At 65.4% G+C, this 20,749-nt stretch carries 17 protein-coding genes; 11 read left to right on the top strand and 6 right to left on the bottom strand.

Going from position 1 to position 20,749, the window contains the following annotated elements; genetic code table 11:
* Nucleotides 1–3 precede the first annotated feature (3 nt).
* On the bottom strand, nucleotides 4–2,706 hold the full coding sequence (gene pepN / locus BAU06_RS16740) for an aminopeptidase N (RefSeq protein WP_066352338.1): 2,703 nt from the start codon (nucleotides 2,704–2,706) through the stop codon (nucleotides 4–6).
* A 165-nt stretch (nucleotides 2,707–2,871) separates the two neighbouring features.
* On the opposite strand from pepN, the gene BAU06_RS16735 reads away from it, so the two are divergent.
* A complete protein-coding gene (locus tag BAU06_RS16735) occupies nucleotides 2,872–3,522 on the top strand; it encodes a DUF4136 domain-containing protein (RefSeq protein WP_066352336.1) in 651 nt (216 codons plus the stop codon).
* 115 nt (nucleotides 3,523–3,637) lie between these two features.
* Here the strand turns inward: BAU06_RS16735 and BAU06_RS16730 are convergent, their stop codons facing one another.
* Nucleotides 3,638–4,006 (bottom strand): H-NS histone family protein, encoded by a 369-nt coding sequence (locus BAU06_RS16730; protein ID WP_066352334.1) that lies wholly within the window; start codon nucleotides 4,004–4,006, stop codon nucleotides 3,638–3,640.
* A gap of 117 nt (nucleotides 4,007–4,123) precedes the next feature.
* On the opposite strand from BAU06_RS16730, the gene BAU06_RS16725 reads away from it, so the two are divergent.
* From BAU06_RS16725 to glcF, 7 genes are all read left to right on the top strand, one after another.
* Entirely contained in the window at nucleotides 4,124–4,951 is an 828-nt protein-coding gene (locus BAU06_RS16725) for a carbon-nitrogen hydrolase family protein (protein ID WP_066352333.1), read from the top strand.
* A 17-nt stretch (nucleotides 4,952–4,968) separates the two neighbouring features.
* Entirely contained in the window at nucleotides 4,969–6,429 is a 1,461-nt protein-coding gene (tldD, locus tag BAU06_RS16720) for a metalloprotease TldD (RefSeq protein WP_066352331.1), read from the top strand.
* A 335-nt stretch (nucleotides 6,430–6,764) separates the two neighbouring features.
* Nucleotides 6,765–7,835 (top strand): 3-deoxy-7-phosphoheptulonate synthase AroG, encoded by a 1,071-nt coding sequence (aroG, locus tag BAU06_RS16715; RefSeq protein WP_066352328.1) that lies wholly within the window; start codon nucleotides 6,765–6,767, stop codon nucleotides 7,833–7,835.
* Nucleotides 7,836–7,912: 77 nt separating this feature from the next.
* Complete coding sequence (locus BAU06_RS16710; RefSeq protein ID WP_066352325.1) at nucleotides 7,913–9,322, top strand: FAD-binding oxidoreductase; 1,410 nt, start codon at nucleotides 7,913–7,915, stop codon at nucleotides 9,320–9,322.
* A 76-nt stretch (nucleotides 9,323–9,398) separates the two neighbouring features.
* Nucleotides 9,399–10,901, top strand: coding sequence for an FAD-linked oxidase C-terminal domain-containing protein (locus BAU06_RS16705; RefSeq protein ID WP_066352323.1), 1,503 nt, complete (start codon nucleotides 9,399–9,401; stop codon nucleotides 10,899–10,901).
* A gap of 12 nt (nucleotides 10,902–10,913) precedes the next feature.
* Nucleotides 10,914–12,023, top strand: coding sequence for a glycolate oxidase subunit GlcE (glcE, locus tag BAU06_RS16700; protein WP_066352321.1), 1,110 nt, complete (start codon nucleotides 10,914–10,916; stop codon nucleotides 12,021–12,023).
* A 7-nt stretch (nucleotides 12,024–12,030) separates the two neighbouring features.
* Nucleotides 12,031–13,266 carry a glycolate oxidase subunit GlcF gene (gene glcF, locus BAU06_RS16695; protein ID WP_066352319.1) on the top strand — a complete coding sequence of 412 codons (1,236 nt, stop codon included), beginning with the start codon at nucleotides 12,031–12,033 and terminating at the stop codon, nucleotides 13,264–13,266.
* A 6-nt stretch (nucleotides 13,267–13,272) separates the two neighbouring features.
* Here glcF and BAU06_RS16690 read toward each other — a convergent pair whose 3' ends face one another.
* From BAU06_RS16690 to BAU06_RS16680, 3 genes are read right to left on the bottom strand one after another with little or no spacing between them, the layout of a single operon-like run.
* Nucleotides 13,273–14,709 carry an NAD(P)(+) transhydrogenase (Re/Si-specific) subunit beta gene (locus BAU06_RS16690; RefSeq protein ID WP_066352318.1) on the bottom strand — a complete coding sequence of 479 codons (1,437 nt, stop codon included), beginning with the start codon at nucleotides 14,707–14,709 and terminating at the stop codon, nucleotides 13,273–13,275.
* A complete protein-coding gene (locus tag BAU06_RS16685) occupies nucleotides 14,706–15,023 on the bottom strand; it encodes an NAD(P) transhydrogenase subunit alpha part 2 (RefSeq protein WP_066352315.1) in 318 nt (105 codons plus the stop codon). The genes BAU06_RS16690 and BAU06_RS16685 overlap by 4 nt, the downstream gene beginning before the upstream one ends.
* The gene (locus BAU06_RS16680) at nucleotides 15,024–16,142 is read right to left on the bottom strand and encodes a Re/Si-specific NAD(P)(+) transhydrogenase subunit alpha (RefSeq protein WP_066352305.1); all 1,119 of its coding nucleotides are present in this window, start codon (nucleotides 16,140–16,142) and stop codon (nucleotides 15,024–15,026) included.
* 195 nt (nucleotides 16,143–16,337) lie between these two features.
* Here BAU06_RS16680 and mnmA point away from each other — a divergent pair, with 195 nt between their 5' ends.
* Nucleotides 16,338–17,465, top strand: a complete 1,128-nt coding sequence (gene mnmA / locus BAU06_RS16675) for a tRNA 2-thiouridine(34) synthase MnmA (RefSeq protein WP_066352302.1) — start codon at nucleotides 16,338–16,340, stop codon at nucleotides 17,463–17,465.
* A gap of 125 nt (nucleotides 17,466–17,590) precedes the next feature.
* Nucleotides 17,591–18,406 carry a sulfite exporter TauE/SafE family protein gene (locus tag BAU06_RS16670; protein WP_066352300.1) on the top strand — a complete coding sequence of 272 codons (816 nt, stop codon included), beginning with the start codon at nucleotides 17,591–17,593 and terminating at the stop codon, nucleotides 18,404–18,406.
* A 49-nt stretch (nucleotides 18,407–18,455) separates the two neighbouring features.
* Here BAU06_RS16670 and BAU06_RS16665 read toward each other — a convergent pair whose 3' ends face one another.
* Nucleotides 18,456–19,067: a glutathione S-transferase gene (locus tag BAU06_RS16665; RefSeq protein WP_066359226.1), complete on the bottom strand. Its 612-nt coding sequence runs from the start codon at nucleotides 19,065–19,067 to the stop codon at nucleotides 18,456–18,458.
* 182 nt (nucleotides 19,068–19,249) lie between these two features.
* Here BAU06_RS16665 and purB point away from each other — a divergent pair, with 182 nt between their 5' ends.
* Complete coding sequence (purB, locus tag BAU06_RS16660; RefSeq protein WP_066352286.1) at nucleotides 19,250–20,626, top strand: adenylosuccinate lyase; 1,377 nt, start codon at nucleotides 19,250–19,252, stop codon at nucleotides 20,624–20,626.
* Nucleotides 20,627–20,749: the final 123 nt, after the last annotated feature.

The following is a 20,749-nucleotide window of genomic DNA, read 5'->3' as shown; positions in this document are numbered from 1 at the left end:
TCTTCAAGCAGCCAATTCCAGCGCCTTGGATACGATCTCGCTTACGTTGCGCGACAGTCCCGCGTGGGCGCGCACGCGTTCCAGCGCCGCCTGCATCGGCGCGCGCAAGGCAGGAACGAAGCGCGACCAGTTATCCATGGCGCGCGCCAGCCGCGCCGCGATCTCGGGATTCAAGGCATCCAGCGCCAGGACCTGTTCTTCCCAGAAGGCGTAGCCGGCGCCGGCGGCATCGTGCAGGCCGCGGGCATTGTTCAGGCAGAACTGGAAGATCAGCGCGCGCGCGCGATTGGGATTGCGCAGCGTGAAGGCCGGGTGCGCCATCAGGCCGCGCACGGTGTCGACCGTGGTCGACCGCGCCGTCGCCTGCAGGGCGAACCATTTGTCGATGACCAGGGGGTCGTGCTGCCACTGCTCGTAGAAGTGGCTCAGCGCCCGGGTGGCGACGTCTTCATCGCCGTGGTTGACCAGGGCCGTCAAGGCGCCCAGGCGGTCTGTCATATTGCCGGCGTTTTCGTACTGCGCCACCGCCCATGCCGCGGCTTCGGTGTCGCCCCCGGCCATCAGGTGCCCCAGGGCCATGTTCTTCAAGGCCCGTTTGCCGGCCGGCTCGGGAGCCGGGGTATAGGGGCCGGGCGTCTGGCAATTGGCGATTGCCTGCCGCCACGCGCCCGCCAGCTGCCTGCCGATCTCGGCCCGCAGGAAATCGCGGGCGGCGGCCAGCGAGGGAGGATCTATAGCCGACATGCGCTCGGCAAGCGTCTTTTCGGAGGGAAGCGACAGCGCGCGGGCGCGATAGGCGGCGTCCAGCACGGGGTCTTCGAGCAGGGCTTGCCATGCCTGGATGAAGGCGGCGCTGGCTTTCAACTGCCCGCCGGCCTGCCGCAACGCGGTCAGGCGAAGGATTTCCCGGGTGGCCAGTTCCTGCCCGGCTTCCCAGCGCGCAAAGGGATCGGTATCGTGCGCCGACAGCAGGGCCAATTCGTCGTCATTCCACGGATACTCGACAATCACCGGAGCCGAAAACCCCCGCAGCAGGGAAGGAATGGGCGCGCTGGGCACGTCCTCGAAAATCCATTGCTGGCGCTCCTGCGTCAGCTCCAGCAGCGCGGTGGTGGTTTCCTTGCCGTCGAGTTTCAGGGAAATGGGCTTGCCCGAGCGGTCGAGCAGGCCCATGGCGAAGGGAATATGGAAGGGCTGTTTGCCGCCCGCCACGGGGGCGGCCTTTTCCACGCCTACGGGCGCGCACCGCTGCGCCAGCGTAACGGTGCAGCGGCGTGCCGCCGCATCGTAATCCAGAGCCACCGTGACGCGCGGCGTGCCGGCCTGGCGATACCACCGCCGAAATACCTGCAGGTCGCGCCCCGGATGCTGGCGCTGGTATACCGACTCCATGGCCGCGACAAAATCGTCGCAGGTCACCGCCTGGCCGTCATGGCGGCGGAAATACTCGTCCATGCCGGCGCGGAAACCCGCTTCGCCCAGCAGCGTATGCTGCATACGGATGACTTCGGCGCCCTTCTCGTAAACCGTGGCCGTATAGAAGTTGCCGATTTCCTGATAGCTTTCCGGCCGGATCGGGTGCGCCATGGGGCCCGCATCCTCCGGGAATTGCGCGGCCCTTAACGTGACGACGTCGTCGATACGCTTGACGGCGCGTGCGCTGGCGGCGGCTTGCGCGTCCAGGCCGCGCGCCATCATGTCGGCACTGAATTCCTGGTCGCGGAAAACCGTCAGTCCTTCCTTCAGGCTCAGTTGGAACCAGTCGCGGCAGGTGACGCGATTGCCCGTCCAATTATGGAAGTATTCATGGCCGATCACCGCTTCGATGGCCTCGTAGTTCGCATCGGTGGCCGTATCCGCGTCGGCCAGGACGTAGGCGGCGTTGAAAATGTTCAAGCCTTTGTTTTCCATCGCCCCCATATTGAAATCGCGCACTGCGACCACCATGAACCGGTCAAGGTCCAGTTCCAGGCCGAATCGGGTTTCGTCCCAACGCACCGAGCGGACCAGCGATTCCAGCGCCCACTCGGTTTTGGACTCGGAGCCGGGGTCGCTATAGACCTGCAGCAGCACTTCGCGTCCCGATACCGTATTCAGGCGAGTTTCGCGATGGGTGAAGCGGCCGGCAACCAGCGCGAACAGGTAGCACGGCTTGGGGTATGGGTCTTCCCATACGGCCTGGGCACGGCCGTCCGGCAAGGTGCGCTGTTCCACCAGGTTGCCGTTGCTGAGCAGCACGGGGTAAGCGGTATCCGCCCGCAGGGTAACGCGGTAGCGCGACATGACGTCGGGCCGGTCGGCGAACCAGGTGATGCGCCGAAAGCCTTCGGCCTCGCATTGGGTGAAGAAATTGCCGCCCGATACATACAAGCCCATGAGGGTCGAGTTGGCGGCGGGGCGGCAGCGGCTGACGATTTCGACCAAGGCGGTGTCGGGCAGGGCGTGCAGCGTCAAGGCATGTTCGTCCAGCGTGTACTCGCCGGGACTCAACTGACGCCCATCCACGCACACCGAAACCAGTTCGAGCTCGCTGCCATCGAGCTTCAGCGGGGCGCCGCCATGATCCGCCCGGCGCCGGACCGTCAGCCGCGACGTGACGGTGGTGGTTTCCGGATGCAGGTCGAAGGCCAGCGCGACTTCCGGTATTTCGAAGGGATAGGGCTGGTAATCCTTGCGGTAGACGGTGACGGGGGTTTCTGTACGCATGGCCGGGCCTGTCGAGGTGAAGTGCACGCTATTGTAGGACGGTGCTTGTGGCCGTCCGCAAAACTTTGCTTCCGGTTTCCTGTCCAACGGTATTGCCAGCCATTATGATGCGCGCATGGGAGCGACGCGTCGCGGCGCGCGCCGGTCGTTTTTGCAGGAGCTGTTATGTATCGAGTCGATCTGTCCCGTTCCTGGCGCTATGCGCGGGCGCTTGCCCTGCTGCTCGTGGCCGGGTTTCTTGCCGGGTGCGCGACCACGCCTACCGTATCGGCGCGCGTGACCTCATTCCAGGAATGGCCCGCCGGCGCGACGGGCCAGCGCTATCGCTTCGTGGTGGCGGACCCCAGCCAGAATAACAATCTGGAATACCAGAGCTTCCAGGACATGGTGCGCAGCGGGATCAGCCCGACCGGGCTGGTGGAGGCCCAGGCCGGGCAACCGGCCCGTTTCGACGTCTCTTTCAAGTATGGCGTGACGCAGACCCAGGTGAATGTGCGGCGCCCGGTCGATCCTTATTTCTATGGCGGCTATGGGCCAGGCTTCTACGGCGGGCGGTATTGGGGGGGGCCCTGGGGGCCCGGCTTCTGGGGGCCGGATTGGGTCGACGTGCCCTCCGTCGCCTATCGCAACACGCTGACTGTCGAAATACGCGATAACAGCCAGGCCGGCAAGGAAGTTTACCGGGCCACGGCGTATAGTGTGGCGGATAACGATCGCCTGTTGAAAGTGATGCCCTATCTGGTGCGCGCGATCTTCGACGATTTCCCTGCCAACAATGGTTCCGAGCGCGAGGTGCGTTACAACGTCGGGCCTTAGACCGGCGCCGGCTCGCGATCGCGCCGCCAGCTGGCGCCAGAAAGACAAAGCCCCGTGAAAACACGGGGCCAGTCTGCAAGGTGGACCGCCATGCCGGCGGTTCTTCCATTCCTGTCTATTGGATGAGAAAGCTCTCGCGGGATGCACCGGCGGCTTCCGCCGCGGTAAGCCAACGTGGCGGTTTGCCGCGGCCGCTCCAGGTTTCCTTGGTGTCGGGGTGGCGGTATTTCGGCGCGACCGCGCGCTTGACCGGGGCGGACGACGCCGCGGCCGCGCTCTTGCGGCCCGGACCACGCCGCGCCCCGGGCTTGCCGAACGCCGCGGCAATCTCTTCAGGGGTGATATCGTATTCCCGCATGGAGCGAACGATGGAGGCCACCACGGGCTTGCGACGCTTCATCTGCAGCGCCTCCGCTTTTTTTCGTAGCTTATCGATCTCTTTTTCGATCCTGGCTTGCTGCGCGGAGTAGGTCTCTCTTGGCATGGTATATCGATCCTTATTATGGAATTGATTTTCCGACCAGATTATAGTTATTTTGTCGACAATAGCACAAAACGACTTGGGAATTATCCCTGGAATTCTTGAATCTATTTGTTTCCGATGAACGCTCCTTCCACTGCCACTTCCACGCTTTCCCGAGTCGCGGCTATCCAGATGGTCAGCACGCCGATTGTCAGGGAAAATCTGGATGCTGCGTCCCAATTAATCCGAAAAGCGGCCGAATCCGGGGCCCGATTAGTGGCGTTACCGGAATATTTCTGCTTCATGGGACAAAAAGATCACGATAAGCTCGCCATCCGCGAAACGGACGGCACGGGGCCTATCCAGGAATTTCTCTCCAGCCAGGCCAGCCAGCACGGCATTTTCGTGGTGGGCGGTACCTTGCCCCTGGTCAGCCCGGACGCGGCGCGCGTGTACAACACCTCGCTGGTATATGGTCCGGATGGAAAACGGCTTGCGCGCTATGACAAAATCCATTTGTTCAATTTCAAGCGCGGCACCGAGTCCTATGATGAATCCATCGCGATCCGCCCGGGCGCGGAGGTGCGCACGGTGGACACGCCATTCGCGAAGGTCGGCCTGTCGGTATGCTACGACCTGCGTTTTCCGGAGCTGTATCGAGCGCTGGGGACGGTCGACCTGATCCTGGTGCCTGCCGCCTTCACCTACACGACCGGCAAGGCGCATTGGGAATTGCTGCTGCGGACGCGCGCTATCGAAAACCAGTGCTATGTCCTGGCTCCCGCCCAGGGCGGCGTCCATCCAAACGGTCGCCGGACCTGGGGACATTCCATGCTGGTCGATCCGTGGGGGGACATCGTCGACGTCCTGCCGGAGGGACCGGGCGTGGTAGCGGGTAACATAGATTCCACACGGCTGTCGGATGTGCGAGCCGCCTTGCCCGCATTGCGCCACCGCGTCATGTAAATCCACCGAGTTGCAATATGAAGATCACCGATCCCGACATCCAGGCCCTGGCCACCGCCAAATCGCTGCTGCTCGACCCCTGGGGCCTGAGCGAGGCCGACATGGCGCGCGCGCTGGGCGAAATATTCACGCACAAGGTGGATTACGCCGACCTCTATTTCCAGTACACGCGCAGCGAGGGCTGGAGCCTGGAGGAAGGTATCGTCAAAACGGGCAGTTTTTCCATCGGGCAGGGCGTGGGCGTGCGCGCGATCAGTGGCGAGAAGACCGCGTTCGCGTATTCGGATTCCTTGTCCCCCGACGCCTTGCTGTCGTCGGCGCGCGCCGTGCGCGGCATTGCGCGCCAGGGCGCCGGCAAGGCGCGGGTACGCGCGCAGGCCGAACCTGCCCGCGCGCATGACCTTTATCCGGCCGTGGACCCGCTACTGACTCTCAGCGCGCCGGATAAGGTGGCTTTGCTCGAGCGCATCGAACGCATGGCGCGCGCCCGCGATTCCCACGTGATCCAGGTCATGGCCGGGCTGGGGGCGGAATACGACGTCATTCTGGTCGCGGGCAGCGACGGCCGGCTGGCGGCCGATGTGCGTCCGCTGGTGCGGCTTTCCCTGACCGTAATCGTGGAACGCGATGGTCGCCGGGAAATGGGACATGCGGGCGGCGGGGGCCGGTCAGGCCTGGCCTATTTCACCGACGAGATACTGCGGGGCTATGTCGAACATGCCGTGCACGAGGCCATGGTGAATCTGGATGCCCGTCCCGCGCCGGCCGGCGAAATGACCGTGGTGCTCGGGCCCGGATGGCCCGGTATCCTGCTGCACGAGGCGGTAGGCCATGGGCTGGAGGGCGATTTCAATCGCAAGGGCTCCAGCGTTTTCGCCGGCCGCATCGGCGAACGCGTGGCATCCAAGGGCGTTACCGTCATCGACGACGGGACGCTGCCGGATCGCCGCGGTTCTCTCAACGTGGACGATGAAGGCAATGCCACGCAGCGCAATGTCCTGATCGAGGATGGCATCCTGCGGGGCTATATGCAGGACACGATGAACGCGCGCCTGATGAAAACCTCCGCCACGGGCAACGGGCGGCGCGAATCCTTCGCGCATCTGCCCATGCCGCGCATGACGAATACCTACATGCTGGGCGGCGATACGCCGCCCGAGGAAATCCTGGCTTCCGTCAAGCGCGGCCTGTATGCGGTGAATTTCGGCGGCGGGCAGGTGGATATCACGAACGGCAAGTTCGTGTTTTCCGCATCCGAGGCCTATATGATCGAGAACGGCAAGATCACGTATCCCGTGAAGGGCGCCACCTTGATCGGCAACGGTCCGGACGCCATGACGCGGGTAAGCCTGATCGGCAACGATATGAAGCTGGATTCCGGCGTGGGTACGTGTGGCAAGGAAGGCCAGAGCGTGCCTGTCGGCGTCGGCATGCCTACCTTGCGCATGGAAGGGCTGACTGTCGGCGGTACGGCCTGATCTTGGGGCCCCGGGGCGGGGCCTGCGCCGCCCGCATGACCTGCCGCGGTTTTTGTGCTAGGATTTGCCGCGATGTAAATAGGCGCAACCCGATGGGTGGCGCTCTTTCCGGGACGCCTTCGCGCACCCGGCTGAATAGACCGATATGACACGCGCAAACGACCGCGGCACCGCCGCCCGATTTTACTTTTACTTTTATGGCTTTCCGATGCCGCTGGCGGAGGAAGGGTTGCGCGCAAACTGAAGTCTGCGAAATCCCCCCAAAAAGCCGCCAGCGATCTGGCGGCTTTTTTGTGTCCGCCAGCCTGGCAACATATCCCAGGAAGGAGCCCGACGTGTCCCACAATACCGATGACCTGCGTATCCGAGAAATCAAGGAATTGACGCCCCCGGCGCACGTCATGCGCGAATTTCCCTGCAGCCAAGCCGTATCCGATACCGTCTACGCGGCACGCCAGGCCTTGCATCGCATCCTGCACGGCATGGACGACAGGCTGGCGGTGGTAATCGGACCGTGCTCGATCCATGACCCGAAAGCCGCCCTGGAATATGCGGCCCGGCTGAAACCGGTGCGCGACAGGCTGAAGGGCGACCTCGAGATCATCATGCGCGTGTATTTCGAAAAACCGCGCACCACCGTCGGCTGGAAGGGACTCATCAACGATCCGGACCTGGACGGCAGCTTCAACATTAACAAGGGCATACGCGTCGGGCGCGAATTGCTGCTGGACATCAATACGCTCGGATTGCCCGCGGGCTGCGAATTCCTGGATATGATCACCCCGCAATATATTGCGGACCTGGTGTCCTGGGGCGCCATCGGGGCTCGCACCACCGAAAGCCAGGTCCATCGGGAGTTGGCTTCCGGCTTGTCGTGTCCGGTCGGTTTCAAGAACGGTACCGATGGCAATGTGAAAATCGCCGTCGATGCGATCAAGGCGGCTTCGCAGCCGCATCACTTTCTGTCCGTGACCAAGGGCGGCCATTCGGCCATCGTATCCACGGCGGGCAACGAAGACTGCCACGTGATCCTGCGCGGCGGCAAGGCGCCGAATTACGATGCCGCCAGCGTCGAAGCGGCCAGCCAGGACTTGGCCAAGTCCGGACTGGCGCAGCGCCTGATGATCGACACCAGTCACGCCAATAGCAGCAAGAATCCGCAGAACCAGCCTCTGGTCGCCAAGGATATCGGCCGCCAGATCGCCGCCGGAGACGGCCGCATCGTGGGCCTGATGGTGGAAAGCCACCTGCTGGGCGGCCGCCAGGATCTCGTCCCCGGCCAGCCGCTGACGTATGGGCAGAGCATCACCGACGGATGCATAGATTGGGAATCCTCGGTCGAGGTCCTGGACGGCCTGGCGGAAGCCGTCAGGGCACGTCGGCGCGCGGCCAGCAGCGGCAAATAAGGGAAGGGCAGGGCGCCACCGGCGCACGGGTCTCCGGGCGTAGAATGGCGTCTTGACCTCCCGGTTCGGATAAGAAAATGAACGATTTGACCGATCCCGCGTGGCTGCGCCGTCCCGTGCCGGCCGCCTGTCTGGAATCCTTGCGCGCGATCGTCGGCGACCGCCTTTCGACGGCGCGGGCGGTGCGCGAACATCATGGGCATGACGAGTCGCCCTACCCGGATGTCCTTCCCGATGCGGTGATTTTTGCCGAAACCACCGATGAAGTCGCCGCGGTCGCGCGTGTCTGCAACGACCATCGCGTGCCTATCGTGGCATATGGCGCCGGCTCCTCGCTTGAGGGGCATCTGTTGCCGGTGCAGGGCGGCATCACGCTGGATCTTTCCCGCATGAACGCCGTTCTGGCCGTCCACGCGGAGGATTTCACCGCCACGGTGCAGGCGGGGGTGACGCGCAAGCAGTTGAACGAGCATTTGCGCGACAGCGGCCTGTTCTTTCCCGTGGACCCGGGGGCCGACGCCAGCCTGGGCGGAATGGCGGCGACGCGCGCCTCCGGTACCAATGCCGTGCGCTACGGCACCATGCGCGAGAACGTGCTGTCGCTGACGGTGGTCACCGCCGACGGCCGCGTCTTGCGTACCGCGCGCCGGGCGCCCAAGTCCGCCGCCGGCTATGACCTGACGCGGATTTTCGTCGGCAGCGAAGGTACCTTGGGAATCATCACGGAAGTCACGGTAAAGCTGTATCCGCAGCCGGAAGCCGTGTCGGCCGCGGTGTGCAATTTCCCGACGCTGGGCGACGCCGTGGACAGCGTCATCGAGATCATGCAGGCAGGCGTTCCGGTGGCTCGCGTCGAGTTCATGGACGAACATGCCGTGCGCTCCGTCAACCGATACAGCCAGCTGACGCTAAGGGAAACGCCGCTGCTGTTGTTTGAATTCCACGGCAGCGCGGGCGGCGTGCAAGAGCAGGCCGCCGCCGTGCAGGCCATTGTCCACGAGCATGGCGGCATGGATTTCGAATGGGCGCACCGTCCCGAGGATCGCAGCCGCTTGTGGGCGGCGCGCCACAACGCCTATTTCGCCGGCTTGCAGCTGCGGCCAGGCTGTCGTTCCAGTACCACGGATGTGTGCGTGCCGATTTCCGCGCTGGCCGAATGCGTGCGCGAGACCGCGCGGGATCTGGCCGAAGCACCTTTTCCCACCACCATCGTGGGCCATGTCGGCGACGGTAATTTCCACGTGCTGATGCTGCTGGATCCGGACAGCCAGGAAGAGTGGGATGCGTCGGAGCGCATCAACCATGCGCTGGTCCGGCGGGCCATCGCGGCGGACGGCACGTGCACGGGCGAACATGGCGTGGGCCTGCACAAGATGGGATTCCTGCTGGAGGAGCACGGCAAGGATGCGCTGGACCTGATGCGCAGCCTCAAGCATGCCTTCGATCCCAACAATATCCTCAACCCGGGGAAAATCGTCAGCTGGTAACCGGCACGGCGCCGCCGTCGCCGGTTGGGGTAAATCCCTGACTGTGTGTTTGCCGTGCCCGCGCTATCTTTAAATCATGAACACCCTGGTAGAGACCGATCTTACGGATGCGCAGGTCGCGCCCCCGGCGGTGCCCGAGCTGGTCGCGGCGCTGCAGGCGGTGTTGCCCGCGCACTGCGTGCTGCATCGCGAAGAGGACACCCGGCCCTATGAGTGCGATGGGCTGTCCCTGTATCGCGCCCTGCCGGCCGTGGTTTGCCTGCCGGAAACCGAGGCCCAGGTACAACAGGTGATGCGGGTATGCAAGCGCCTGAACGCGCCGGTGGTGCCCCGGGGCGCCGGAACCGGCCTGTCCGGGGGGGCGATGCCGCATAGCCAGGGCGTATTGCTGGGGCTTTCCAAGCTGAATCGCATCAAGCGCATCGACGCGGACAATGCCTTGGCGGTGGTGGAGCCCGGCGTGCGCAACCTGGCCATCTCGGAAGCCGCCGCGGTCCATGGCCTGTACTACGCGCCGGATCCTTCCAGCCAGATCGCATGCTCGATCGGCGGGAACGTCGCCGAAAATTCCGGCGGCGTGCGTTGCATGAAGTACGGCTTGACGGTGCATAACATCCTGCGCGTGCGCGTGGTGACCATCGATGGCGACATCGTCGAGCTCGGCAGCGAGGCGCCCGATGCGCCCGGCCTGGATCTGTTGGCCGCTTTCATCGGTTCCGAGGGCATGCTGGGCATCGTGACCGAGATCACCGTAAAGCTCCTGCCCAAGCCGGTCTGCGCGCAGGTCGTGCTGGCCAGCTTCCCCAGCGTGGAAGCAGCCGGCAACGCCGTGACCCGGGTGATCGCGGCCGGCATCATACCGGCCGGCCTGGAGATGATGGACAAGCAGGCCGTGCACATGGTCGAGCCCTTCGTGCAGGCCGGCTATGACATGAATGCGCAGGCCATTTTGCTGTGCGAATCCGACGGTACTCCCGAAGAGGTCGCGCACGAGGTCGCGCGCATGGAAGCCGTGCTCCAGGATGCGGGCGCGACCCGGCTGCAGGTCTCCACGTCGGAGGCCGAGCGCCTGCGCTTCTGGGCCGGACGCAAGAACGCCTTCCCGGCGGCCGGGCGCGTGTCGCCCGACTACTATTGCATGGATGGCACGATTCCGCGGCGGCATCTGGCCCGCGTGCTGGGCGCCATCGAACAGATGGAGGACGAATACGGCCTGCGCTGCGCGAACGTGTTCCATGCCGGCGATGGCAATCTGCATCCGCTTATTCTTTTCGATTCCAACAAGCCGGACGAGACCGAGCGCGCCGATAAATTCGGCGTGGCGATACTCGAGCTGTGCGTACAGGTGGGAGGCACCGTGACGGGAGAGCACGGTGTGGGTATGGAGAAAATCAATCAGATGTGCGTGCAGTTTTCGCGCGAGGAACTCGATACTTTCCTTGCCGTGAAGCGGGCCTTCGACCCTAGTTGCCTGCTCAACCCCCAGAAGGTCATACCCACCCTGGCGCGTTGCGCCGAGTACGGCAAGATGCACGTGCACGGCGGCGAGTTGCGATTCCCGGACCTATCCCGCTTCTGATACAGGATCGCCATGGATTTCGTCCTGTCGGAATTGTGCGACCAGGTCATGACGGCGCGCGCCGGCCACAAGCCGCTGTTCATTTGCGGCGGCGGCAGCAAGGCCTTCTATGGCAACCACCGGGCCTTGCGGCCCGAGGACGGCCATTGCCTGCTCGATGTCACGGCCTATCGCGGCATCGTCAGCTACCACCCCTCCGAGCTGGTGGTGACTGCCCGCGCCGGTACGCCGCTGCGCGAACTGGAAGCCGAACTGGCGGCGCAAGGCCAGATGCTGGCCTTCGAACCCCCGCATTTCGAGCCGACCGCCACGGTGGGCGGCTGCGTGGCCGCGGGCCTTGCCGGCCCGCGCCGCATGGCCGCCGGCAGCGTGCGGGATTTCGTGCTCGGCACGCGGCTGCTGGACGCCCATGGCCGGATGCTGAACTTCGGCGGCGAGGTCATGAAGAACGTCGCCGGCTACGACGTATCCCGGCTGCTGGCGGGCTCCCTGGGCATATTCGGTGTGTTGCTGGAAGTCTCCCTGAAGGTATTGCCGCGTCCGGCCGGCGAAAGCACCCTGTGCCTGCCGGCAAGCGAAGGCGAGGCGCTGGCGGCCTTCGCGACCTGGCGACGGCTGCCCATGCCGGTCTCCGCCGCATGCTGGGTGCCGGAGGACGACGCCGGCCAAGGACAAATCTGGGTGCGACTGTCGGGCGCGCCACCGGCCATCGACGCGGCCCGGGTGCGCATCGGCGGGGACCTGGTGGAGCCGGAGCAGGCGGATGCCTTCTGGCGGTCGGTGCGCGAACAGACACACCCGTTCTTCGACCGCGCGCGGCCGTTGTGGCGTATCGCGGTGCCGCCCGCCACGGCACCCATGCAACTGGGCGCCAGCCTGATCGAATGGGGCGGCGGCCAACGCTGGCTGAGCGGCCGGCATGATGCGTCATCCGTGCGGGCCGCCGCGCAGGGCAGGGGAGGCCACGCCACGCTGTTCCGCGCGGCGCGGCACGAGGATCTGCCCGAGGACGGGGTATTCCAGCCCTTGGCCCCCGGCGTGGCGACCTTGACGCGCCGGCTGAAGCAGGAACTCGATCCTTCCGGCCTGTTCAATCCGGGCCGGCTGACGCTGGAACTATAGGGCCATCATGCAAACGCAAATCGCTTCCTGGGCGCGCGACACGGACTACGGCCGCGAGGCCGACGCCATTCTGCGCCGTTGCGTGCATTGCGGCTTTTGCACGGCGACCTGTCCGACGTACCAGGTGCTGGGCGACGAACTGGACAGTCCGCGCGGCCGCATCTACCTGATCAAGCAGATGCTGGAAGGGGCGGAGCCGACGCAGGCGACGCAGACCCACCTGGATCGCTGCCTGACCTGCCGCAATTGCGAAACCACGTGCCCCTCCGGCGTGGAGTACGGGCATCTGGTCGACATCGGCCGGGGCCTGGTCGAAACGCGGGTGCGCCGGCCCTGGGCCCAGCGCATGAAGCGGGCGCTGCTGCGCCAGGGGCTGACCTCGCGCTGGTTCGCCCCGGCGATGCGGCTCGGCAAGGCATTGCGGCCGCTCTTGCCGGCCGCCGTGCGGGCCAAGGTGCCCGCGTCCCGTCCCGTCGGCAGGATCCCGGACGCCCGCGCACATGCGCGCCAGGTGATCCTGCTGTCGGGCTGCGTGCAGCCTGCCATGATGCCCACCATCGATGCGGCGACCCTGCGGGTGCTCGACACGCTGGGCATAGGCGCGACCGTCGTGGCCGGCAGCGGCTGCTGCGGCGCCATCAACCTGCATCTGGACGATGCCTCGACGGCGCTTGCCCAGATGCGCGCCAATGTCGACGCCTGGTGGCCGCTGGTCGAAGGCGGCCAGGTGGAGGCCATCGTCATGAATGCTTCCGGCTGCGGTGCCATGGTGAAGGAATACGCGCATCATCTGCGCAAGGACCCGGCCTATGCCGACCGTGCGGCGCGCATCGTTTCCCTGGTACGCGACGTGTCCGAAATCGTCGCCCCGCATGCCCGCGAGCTGCGGGAACGGCTGGGCGCCCCGGTCAGGGCAGCCTTCCATCCGCCATGCACGCTCCAGCACTGGCAAGGCTTGCGTCCGCTGGCCGATGGCGTGCTGGCCGACCTGGGATTCGAGTTGCAGCCTTTCGCCGACCGGCACCTGTGCTGCGGTTCGGCCGGCGCCTATTCCGTGATGCAGCCGGATATGGCGATGACCCTTCGCGACCGAAAACTGGCTGCCATCGCACCCACCGCGCCCGATGTGATCCTCTCGGCCAACATCGGTTGCATCGCGCATCTGCAAAGCGGCACGGCGACGCCGGTCCGCCATTGGATAGAAGCGCTGGACGAACGCCTGCAGGGCGGGCGTCCGTCCTGACCGCGGCTACTCCACGGCCTTGACCATATCCTCGATGACTTTTTTCGCGTCGCCGAAGACCATCATCGTGCGGTCCATGTAGAACAGCTCGTTGTCCAGGCCGGCATAGCCGGCCGCCATGGATCGCTTGTTCACGATAATGTTGCGGGCCTTATAGGCTTCCAGGATAGGCATGCCCGCTATGGGCGACTGGGGATCGTTCTTGGCCGCCGGATTGACCACGTCATTCGCCCCCAGCACGAGTACCACATCGGTCTGGCCGAATTCGCCGTTGATATCGTCCATCTCGAACACCTGGTCGTAGGGGACTTCCGCCTCGGCGAGCAGGACGTTCATGTGGCCCGGCATGCGGCCGGCCACCGGATGGATGGCGTAGCGGACGTTCACGCCTTTTTGCGCCAGCTTGGCGGCCAGCTCCTTCAGCGCGTGCTGGGCGCGGGCCACCGCCAGCCCGTAGCCCGGGACGATGATGACGGTTTCCGCATTGGTCATGAGGAAGGCGGCGTCTTCCGCGCTGCCCGACTTCACGTTGCGCTGCTGGGCGGTGGCCGCGCCGGCGGTCCCGCCGCCGTTGCCGAAGCCGCCCAGCAAGACATTGAAGAAGGAGCGGTTCATCGCCTTGCACATGATGTACGACAGAATCGCCCCCGAGGAGCCGACCAGCGAGCCGGCGATGATCAGCATCGGATTGTTCAGCGAGAACCCGATGCCGGCCGCGGCCCAGCCCGAATAGCTGTTCAACATCGACACGACCACCGGCATGTCGGCACCGCCGATCGGAATGATGATCAGCACCCCGAGCACGAAGGCGATGGCCGTCATCGCGATGAAGGGCGTCCACCCTTCGCTTGCGACAAAGGCGATCCCGCAGCCCAGCATGACGAGCGCAAGCACGAGATTGACCAGGTGCTGGCCGGGAAACACGACCGGCGCGCCCTGGAACAGCCGGAACCGGTACTTGCCGGACAATTTGCCGAAGGCGATGACCGAGCCGGAGAACGTGATGGCGCCGACGAACGTGCCGATGAAGATCTCCACGCGGTTGCCCATCGGCAAGGCGGTGCCCATGGGCGCGATGCCGAAGGCATGCGGTTCGGCAACGACCGCCACCGCGATCGCCACCGCGGCCAGGCCTATCATGCTGTGCATGAAGGCGACCAGCTCCGGCATCTTGGTCATCTCGACGCGGCGCGCCATGATGGTGCCGGCGGTGCCGCCGACCAGCAGGCCCAGCAGCACCCAGCCCAGGCCCAGTCCCGCGATGCCGGGACCCGCCAGCGCCACGATAAGCGCACCCGTGGTCAGCACGGCGATCGCCATGCCCGCCATGCCGAAGGCATTGCCGATGCGCGACGTGGTCGGATGGGACAGGCCCTTCAGCGCCTGGATGAAGCAGACCGAAGCCAGCAGGTAAAGCAGCGTGACGACATTCAGCGAAATCATCGCGCGTCCTCCTTGGCGGGCTTGCGCTCTTTCTTCTTGAACATTTCGAGCATGCGCCGGGTGACCAGGAAGCCCCCGAAGACGTTGACCGCGGCCAGGGCCACGGCCAGCACGCCCATGCCGCGGGCCAGGCCGCCTTCGGTCAGCGCGGCGGCCAGCATCGCACCCACGATGATGATGGCCGAGATCGCGTTGGTGACGGCCATCAAAGGCGTGTGCAGTGCGGGCGTGACGTTCCAGACGACGTGGTAGCCGACGTAGACGGCCAGGACGAATATGATCAGGTTGATCAGCGTGGGACTCAGGGCTTCCATTCACGACCTCCGAACCGCGTTGCCGTCCTCGCAGACCAGGCAGGCCGCGACGATTTCATCCTGGCGCTGGATGGCGAGCGAGCCGTCCTTGTCCACGATGAGCTTGAGGAAATCCAGCAGGTTGCGCGCATACAGCGCGGATGCATCGGTGGGTACGAGCGCCGGCAGATTGGTCAGGCCCACCAGGGTGACGCCGTGCTTTTCCACCACCTGGCCCTTTTCCGACAGCGGGCAGTTGCCGCCGCGCTCCACCGCCAGGTCCACCAGTACCGAGCCCGGTTTCATGGCCTGGACCGTTTCCGCGGACACCAGCGTGGGGGCGGGCCGTCCCGGGATCAGGGCGGTGGCGATGACGATATCGGCCTGCTTGCACCGTTCCGATACGAGCGCGGCCTGGCGGGCCATCCAGGCGGCCGGCATGGGGCGCGCATACCCGCCCACTCCTTGCGCGATCTCGCGTTCTTCATCGGTTTCGAAGGGCACGTCGATGAATTTCGCGCCCAGGGACTCCACCTGTTCCTTGGCGGCCGGCCGCACGTCGGAGGCCTCGACGACCGCGCCCAGCCGCCGCGCCGTGGCGATCGCCTGCAGGCCTGCCACGCCGGCGCCCAGTATCACCGCGCGCGCCGCTTTGAGCGTGCCCGCCGCGGTCATCATCATGGGGAACAGGCGGCCGTAGTAATGGGCGGCCAGCAACACCGCCTTGTAGCCGGCCAGGTTGGCCTGGGAGGACAGCACGTCCAGGCTTTGCGCGCGGGTGATGCGCGGCGCCGCCTCCAGGGCGAAGGCGGTGACGCCCGTGGCCGCCAGCCGCGCGATGCCGTCCGCATCGTAAGGGTCCAGCATGCCGGCCAGGACCGCGCCCGGCTTGAGCGCGGCCAACCCGGCCGCGTCAGGCATGCGCACGGTCAGCACCAGCTCCGCGCCCAGGGCCTCCTGCGCGGAGGCCAGCGTTGCCCCGGCCGCCTCGTAGGTCTCGTCCGGGTAGCGCGCCGCGCTGCCCGCTCCGCGTTCCACGAGGACCGTGTTGCCGCCCGCCACGTACTTCTTCACCGTTTCCGGTGTCGCCGCCACGCGGGTTTCCCCCTCCAGGGTCTCCCTCGGTATACCGATACGCATTATGTTCTCCTGGTCGATATCGGACCGGTGACACTTATACACGACTTGCCCAGCGGTGGCCTCGGGAAAACCACCGGGTAAAATAGCCATCCGCCCCGGGGTCCCGGACCGTCGCACCGTTACGCCGCCGGTTCCGCGGGCGTCCGCGACCTGTTTCCACCGCTTCCTTCAGCCGGTTTTCCCGTTCAGCGTTCCATGTCTTCCAATGCATCCACCAAGGGCCGGGTCGTCGTCGGCATGTCCGGCGGCGTCGATTCATCCGTCACGGCCTGGCTGCTCAAACAGCAGGGGTATGAGGTCATCGGCCTGTTCATGAAGAACTGGGAGGACGACGACGATTCCGAGTACTGCTCCACGCGGCAGGACTGGCTGGACGCGGCCAGCGTGGCGGACCTGGTGGGCGTCGACATCGAAGCCGTCAACTTCGCCGCGGAATACAAGGACCGCGTCTTCGCCGAGTTCCTGCGCGAATACTCGGCCGGCCGCACGCCCAACCCCGATGTGTTGTGCAACGCCGAGATCAAGTTCAAGGCCTTTCTGGACCACGCCATGGGGCTGGGTGCGGACCTGATCGCCACCGGCCACTATGCGCGCGTGCGCGCCGTCGCCGATGGCGGCGCGACCCGTTACCAGCTGCTCAAGGCGCTGGACGCCACCAAGGACCAGAGCTATTTCCTGCACCGCCTGAACCAGGCGCAGCTGTCGCGCACGATGTTCCCGCTGGGCGAGATCCCCAAGACCCAGGTGCGCCGTATCGCCCACGAGATCGGTCTGCACAATGCCGCGAAGAAAGACTCCACGGGCATCTGCTTCATCGGCGAACGGCCGTTCCGCGAATTCCTCAATCGCTACCTGCCGACCGCGCCAGGCCCCATCCTGACACCCGAGGGCCGGCGCGTGGGCACCCATACGGGCTTGTCCTTCTATACGCTGGGCCAGCGCAAGGGCATAGGCATAGGCGGTGTCAAAGGCGCGCAGCGCGGCGACGGCACGGCCGATGCCTGGTACGCCGCTCGCAAGGACCTGGCCGCCAACACGCTATATGTGGTGCAGGGCCACGATCATCCATGGCTGCTGTCGGACTCGCTGCAGGCACAGGACGCGAGCTGGGTGGCGGGCCACCCGCCGGCCGACGGCAGCTATGCGGCCAAGACGCGCTACCGGCAGTCGGATGCGGGATGCGTGCTGCATGCCGCGCGGGATGGGGTCTTCCGCCTGGATTTCGATCAGGCCCAGTGGGCCGTCACACCGGGACAATCGGCCGTGCTCTACGACGGCGATATCTGCCTGGGAGGCGGTATCATCGCGTCCCAACGGTCGTAGCGGCCATGCGCCATACGGCGCCCGGCAGTCGCCGCGGCGTGCGCATCGGCGCGTTGCGGCGTCGTGACAGGGGAGCGGGTATCATCGCGTCCCAACGACGACCATACATAACCAGGGAGAGGGACTTGGATATTCCTGTATTGATTTGCCTGTTGTTGCTTGGCGCCGGAGCCGGCTTCGCCGCGGGGTTGCTGGGCATAGGCGGCGGCATGGTGCTGGTGCCTTTTCTCACCATGATCTTCGGCTGGCAGGGAATGAGCGACGACCTGATCGTGCATGCGGCCATCGCGACGTCCATGACCTCCATCCTGTTCACGTCCATCTCCAGTGTCCGCGCGCATCACGCCGCGCGCGCCGTGATCTGGCGCATTGCGGTGGCCATGGCTCCGGGCCTGATCGTGGGGGGCTTGCTGGCCGGCGGCGCCGTCTTCGCGGCCTTGCATACGGGCTGGCTGTCGGCATTCTTCGCGGCGTTCGTGCTTTATTCGGGCTATTCGATGCTGCGCAATACCAAGCCCAAGCCGTCGCGGCAGATGCCGGGCGCGGTGGGCGCGTCCGCTGCCGGGGTCGGAATCGGGTTCATTTCCGGGCTGGTGGGAGCAGGGGGCGGATTCCTGTCCGTGCCCTTCATGATCTGGTGCAACGTACCGCTGCGCAATGCCGTGGCCACTTCCGCCGCGCTGGGTTTCCCCATCGCCTTGGCCAACAGCACCGGCTACGTGGTTTCGGGCCTGCGCGAAGCCGGCAGCACGCCCGGCATGCTGGGCTACATCTACTGGCCGGCCCTGTTGGCCCTGGTGTGCACCAGCGTGCTGACCGCGCCGTTGGGCGCCCGTGCCGCGCATACCTTGCCCGTCGCCACCGTGAAGCGCATCTTCGCCTATCTGCTGTTCGCACTGGCGATCTTCATGGCGTACAAGGCGTGGCGGGCCTTCGCCTGAAGGCCTTGAACGACTCCCCCGCGTGCGCCGGCAGCGCGCGCGGCCGGGGTCAGTTGGCGGGCGGTATGGTGTCGATGAAGGACTGTCGGGTGGACAGTTTTTCGAACAGGCGCGCCAGGTTGGGATGGCCGGTGCGCCAGTCCAGATCGGCAAAGCGCAGGTCCAGATACCCCAGCGCGCAGCCGACCGCGACGTCGGCCAGGCTGTAATTGATGCCCATGCAATGGGCGTGTTCGCCCAGGCTCTTGTTCATCGCGTCCAGGCTGGCGTGGATCTTTCCGTACTGGCGGGCGATCCATTCGTCATTGCGCAGCCCGTCCGGGCGCTGCCTTTCCTTGACGATGCCCACGGCGGCGTCCAGCAGGCCATCGGCGATGGCTTCCCAGCACTTGACCGCGGCGCGTTCGCGGCCGGACTGCGGGATCAGCCGCGCGACGGGGGAGAGGGTATCGAGGTATTCGACGATGACGCGCGAATCGAACAGGGCGCCGCCATCTTCCATGACCAGGCAGGGTACCTTGCCCAGCGGGTTGTATTGCTGGATCCGGGTTTCCGGAGACCAGACGTTCTCCAGTTCAAAGCGGTAATCCAGCTTCTTCTCCGCCATGACGATCCGTACCTTACGTACGTACGGGCTAGTAAGGGAGCCTATCAGTTTCATGGATGCACGGTCATAGTCGGAAAGCGGGCGGCAGTATAGCAGGATGATGCCACGCCGGAAGGCGCTTGGCGCGGCCATCGGCGCACGTCGCGGGCCGCAAGGCGGCGGATGATAAAATCGCGCGGTTTTGCGGCGATTTTCCCCGCGCTTTTCAATACTCGTTTCGGTCTATTTTCCTGCTCATGCATATCGCCCCCGCCCTCAGTCCGCTCAACGCGCTTTCTCCTCTCGACGGGCGATACGCCTCGCGCGGCGATGCCCTGCGCGGGCTGCTGTCCGAAGCCGGTTTCATGGCGCACCGCGTCGAAGTCGAGGTCGCGTGGCTCCGCGCCCTGGCCGAGGCCGGCCTGCCCGAACTGCCCCGCTTCTCGGAAGACGCGGCTGCCCGCCTGGCGGCCATCGTGGCGGATTTCACCGAAGCGGATGCCGCGCGCATCAAGGAAATCGAGCGCGTCACCAACCACGACGTCAAGGCCGTGGAATATTGGCTGAAGGAAAAGGTGGCCGATCACGTCGAGCTCTCCCGCGCGGCGGAGTTCATTCACTTCGCATGCACCTCGGAAGATATCAACAACACCTCCCACGCGCTCATGTTGTCGCGCGCGTGCAACGGTGTGCTCGTGCCGACGCTGGAAAAGCTGCGGGCCAAGCTCGCTTCCCTGGCGTCCGCCCATGCCGAGCAGCCCATGCTGTCGCGCACGCACGGGCAGCCGGCCAGTCCGACCACCCTGGGCAAGGAATTCGCCAATGTGGCGGCCCGGCTGGGCCGCGCGCTGGACGCCATCCGCGCCGTCCAACCGCTGGCCAAGCTCAACGGCGCCACGGGTAACTACAACGCGCACTTGGCCGCCTATCCCGAAATCGATTGGCCGTCGTTCAGCCAGCGCGTGCTGCAGGGCCTGGGCCTGACCCAGAACCGACATACCATCCAGATAGAGCCGCACGATTGGATGGCATCGCTCTTCGATGCGGTGGCGCGCGCCAACGTTATCGTCCTGGACCTGGATCGCGACATCTGGGGCTACGTGTCGCTGGGGTATTTCAAGCAGCGGCTCAAGGAAGGCGAGGTCGGTTCCTCTACCATGCCGCACAAGGTCAATCCCATCGATTTCGAGAATTCGGAGGGCAATATCGGCTTGGCCAACGCCATGCTGCGCCACCTGGCGGACAAGCTGCCGGTGTCGCGCTGGCAGCGCGACCTGACCGATTCCACCGTGCTGCGCAATCTGGGCGTGGCCTTCGGCTACTGCATGGTCGCGTGGGACGCCTGCCTGCGCGGGCTGGACAAACTGGAAGTGAACACGGCTGCCATCGACGCCGACATCGATGCCTGCTGGGAGGTCCTGGCCGAGCCCGTCCAGACCGTCATGCGCCGGTACGGACTGCCGCAACCGTACGAGCAGCTCAAGGCCCTGACGCGGGGCAAGGGCATCACCGAAGCCGCGCTGCGCGAGTTCATCCAGGGGTTGGCCCTGCCGGCGGACGCCAAAACCCGTCTGCTCCAAATGACGCCGCGGTCGTACATCGGCCTGGCAGCCGACTTGGCACGAGCGTTGTAAAAAAGTCATCCGGGTATGCCAAGGCCGGCGGGGATCCGCCGGCCTTTTGTTTTGGACGAAACGGCCTACCAGGCGGCGCTCCGGGCCCGCCGGCGTAGCATTTCCTCAAGACTTTGTGTCAGC

The sequence above is a fragment of the Bordetella bronchialis genome, assembly GCF_001676705.1.
Classification (GTDB): Bacteria; Pseudomonadota; Gammaproteobacteria; order Burkholderiales; family Burkholderiaceae_B; genus Bordetella_C; species Bordetella_C bronchialis.
The sequence above is the reverse complement of the archived record's forward strand: the minus strand, read 5'-3'. Positions and strand labels throughout refer to the sequence as shown.

Coding starts and splice junctions, on each gene's coding strand:
- BAU06_RS16710 (WP_066352325.1), top strand. CDS start 7,913: ATGAACGATTTGACCGATCCCGCGTGGCTGCGCCGTCCCGTGCCGGCC.
- BAU06_RS16725 (WP_066352333.1), top strand. CDS start 4,124: ATGAACGCTCCTTCCACTGCCACTTCCACGCTTTCCCGAGTCGCGGCT.
- purB (WP_066352286.1), top strand. CDS start 19,250: ATGCATATCGCCCCCGCCCTCAGTCCGCTCAACGCGCTTTCTCCTCTC.
- BAU06_RS16735 (WP_066352336.1), top strand. CDS start 2,872: ATGTATCGAGTCGATCTGTCCCGTTCCTGGCGCTATGCGCGGGCGCTT.
- BAU06_RS16705 (WP_066352323.1), top strand. CDS start 9,399: ATGAACACCCTGGTAGAGACCGATCTTACGGATGCGCAGGTCGCGCCC.
- BAU06_RS16685 (WP_066352315.1), bottom strand. CDS start 15,023: ATGGAAGCCCTGAGTCCCACGCTGATCAACCTGATCATATTCGTCCTG.
- pepN (WP_066352338.1), bottom strand. CDS start 2,706: ATGCGTACAGAAACCCCCGTCACCGTCTACCGCAAGGATTACCAGCCC.
- BAU06_RS16680 (WP_066352305.1), bottom strand. CDS start 16,142: ATGCGTATCGGTATACCGAGGGAGACCCTGGAGGGGGAAACCCGCGTG.
- BAU06_RS16730 (WP_066352334.1), bottom strand. CDS start 4,006: ATGCCAAGAGAGACCTACTCCGCGCAGCAAGCCAGGATCGAAAAAGAG.
- glcF (WP_066352319.1), top strand. CDS start 12,031: ATGCAAACGCAAATCGCTTCCTGGGCGCGCGACACGGACTACGGCCGC.
- tldD (WP_066352331.1), top strand. CDS start 4,969: ATGAAGATCACCGATCCCGACATCCAGGCCCTGGCCACCGCCAAATCG.
- glcE (WP_066352321.1), top strand. CDS start 10,914: ATGGATTTCGTCCTGTCGGAATTGTGCGACCAGGTCATGACGGCGCGC.
- mnmA (WP_066352302.1), top strand. CDS start 16,338: ATGTCTTCCAATGCATCCACCAAGGGCCGGGTCGTCGTCGGCATGTCC.
- BAU06_RS16665 (WP_066359226.1), bottom strand. CDS start 19,067: ATGAAACTGATAGGCTCCCTTACTAGCCCGTACGTACGTAAGGTACGG.
- BAU06_RS16690 (WP_066352318.1), bottom strand. CDS start 14,709: ATGATTTCGCTGAATGTCGTCACGCTGCTTTACCTGCTGGCTTCGGTC.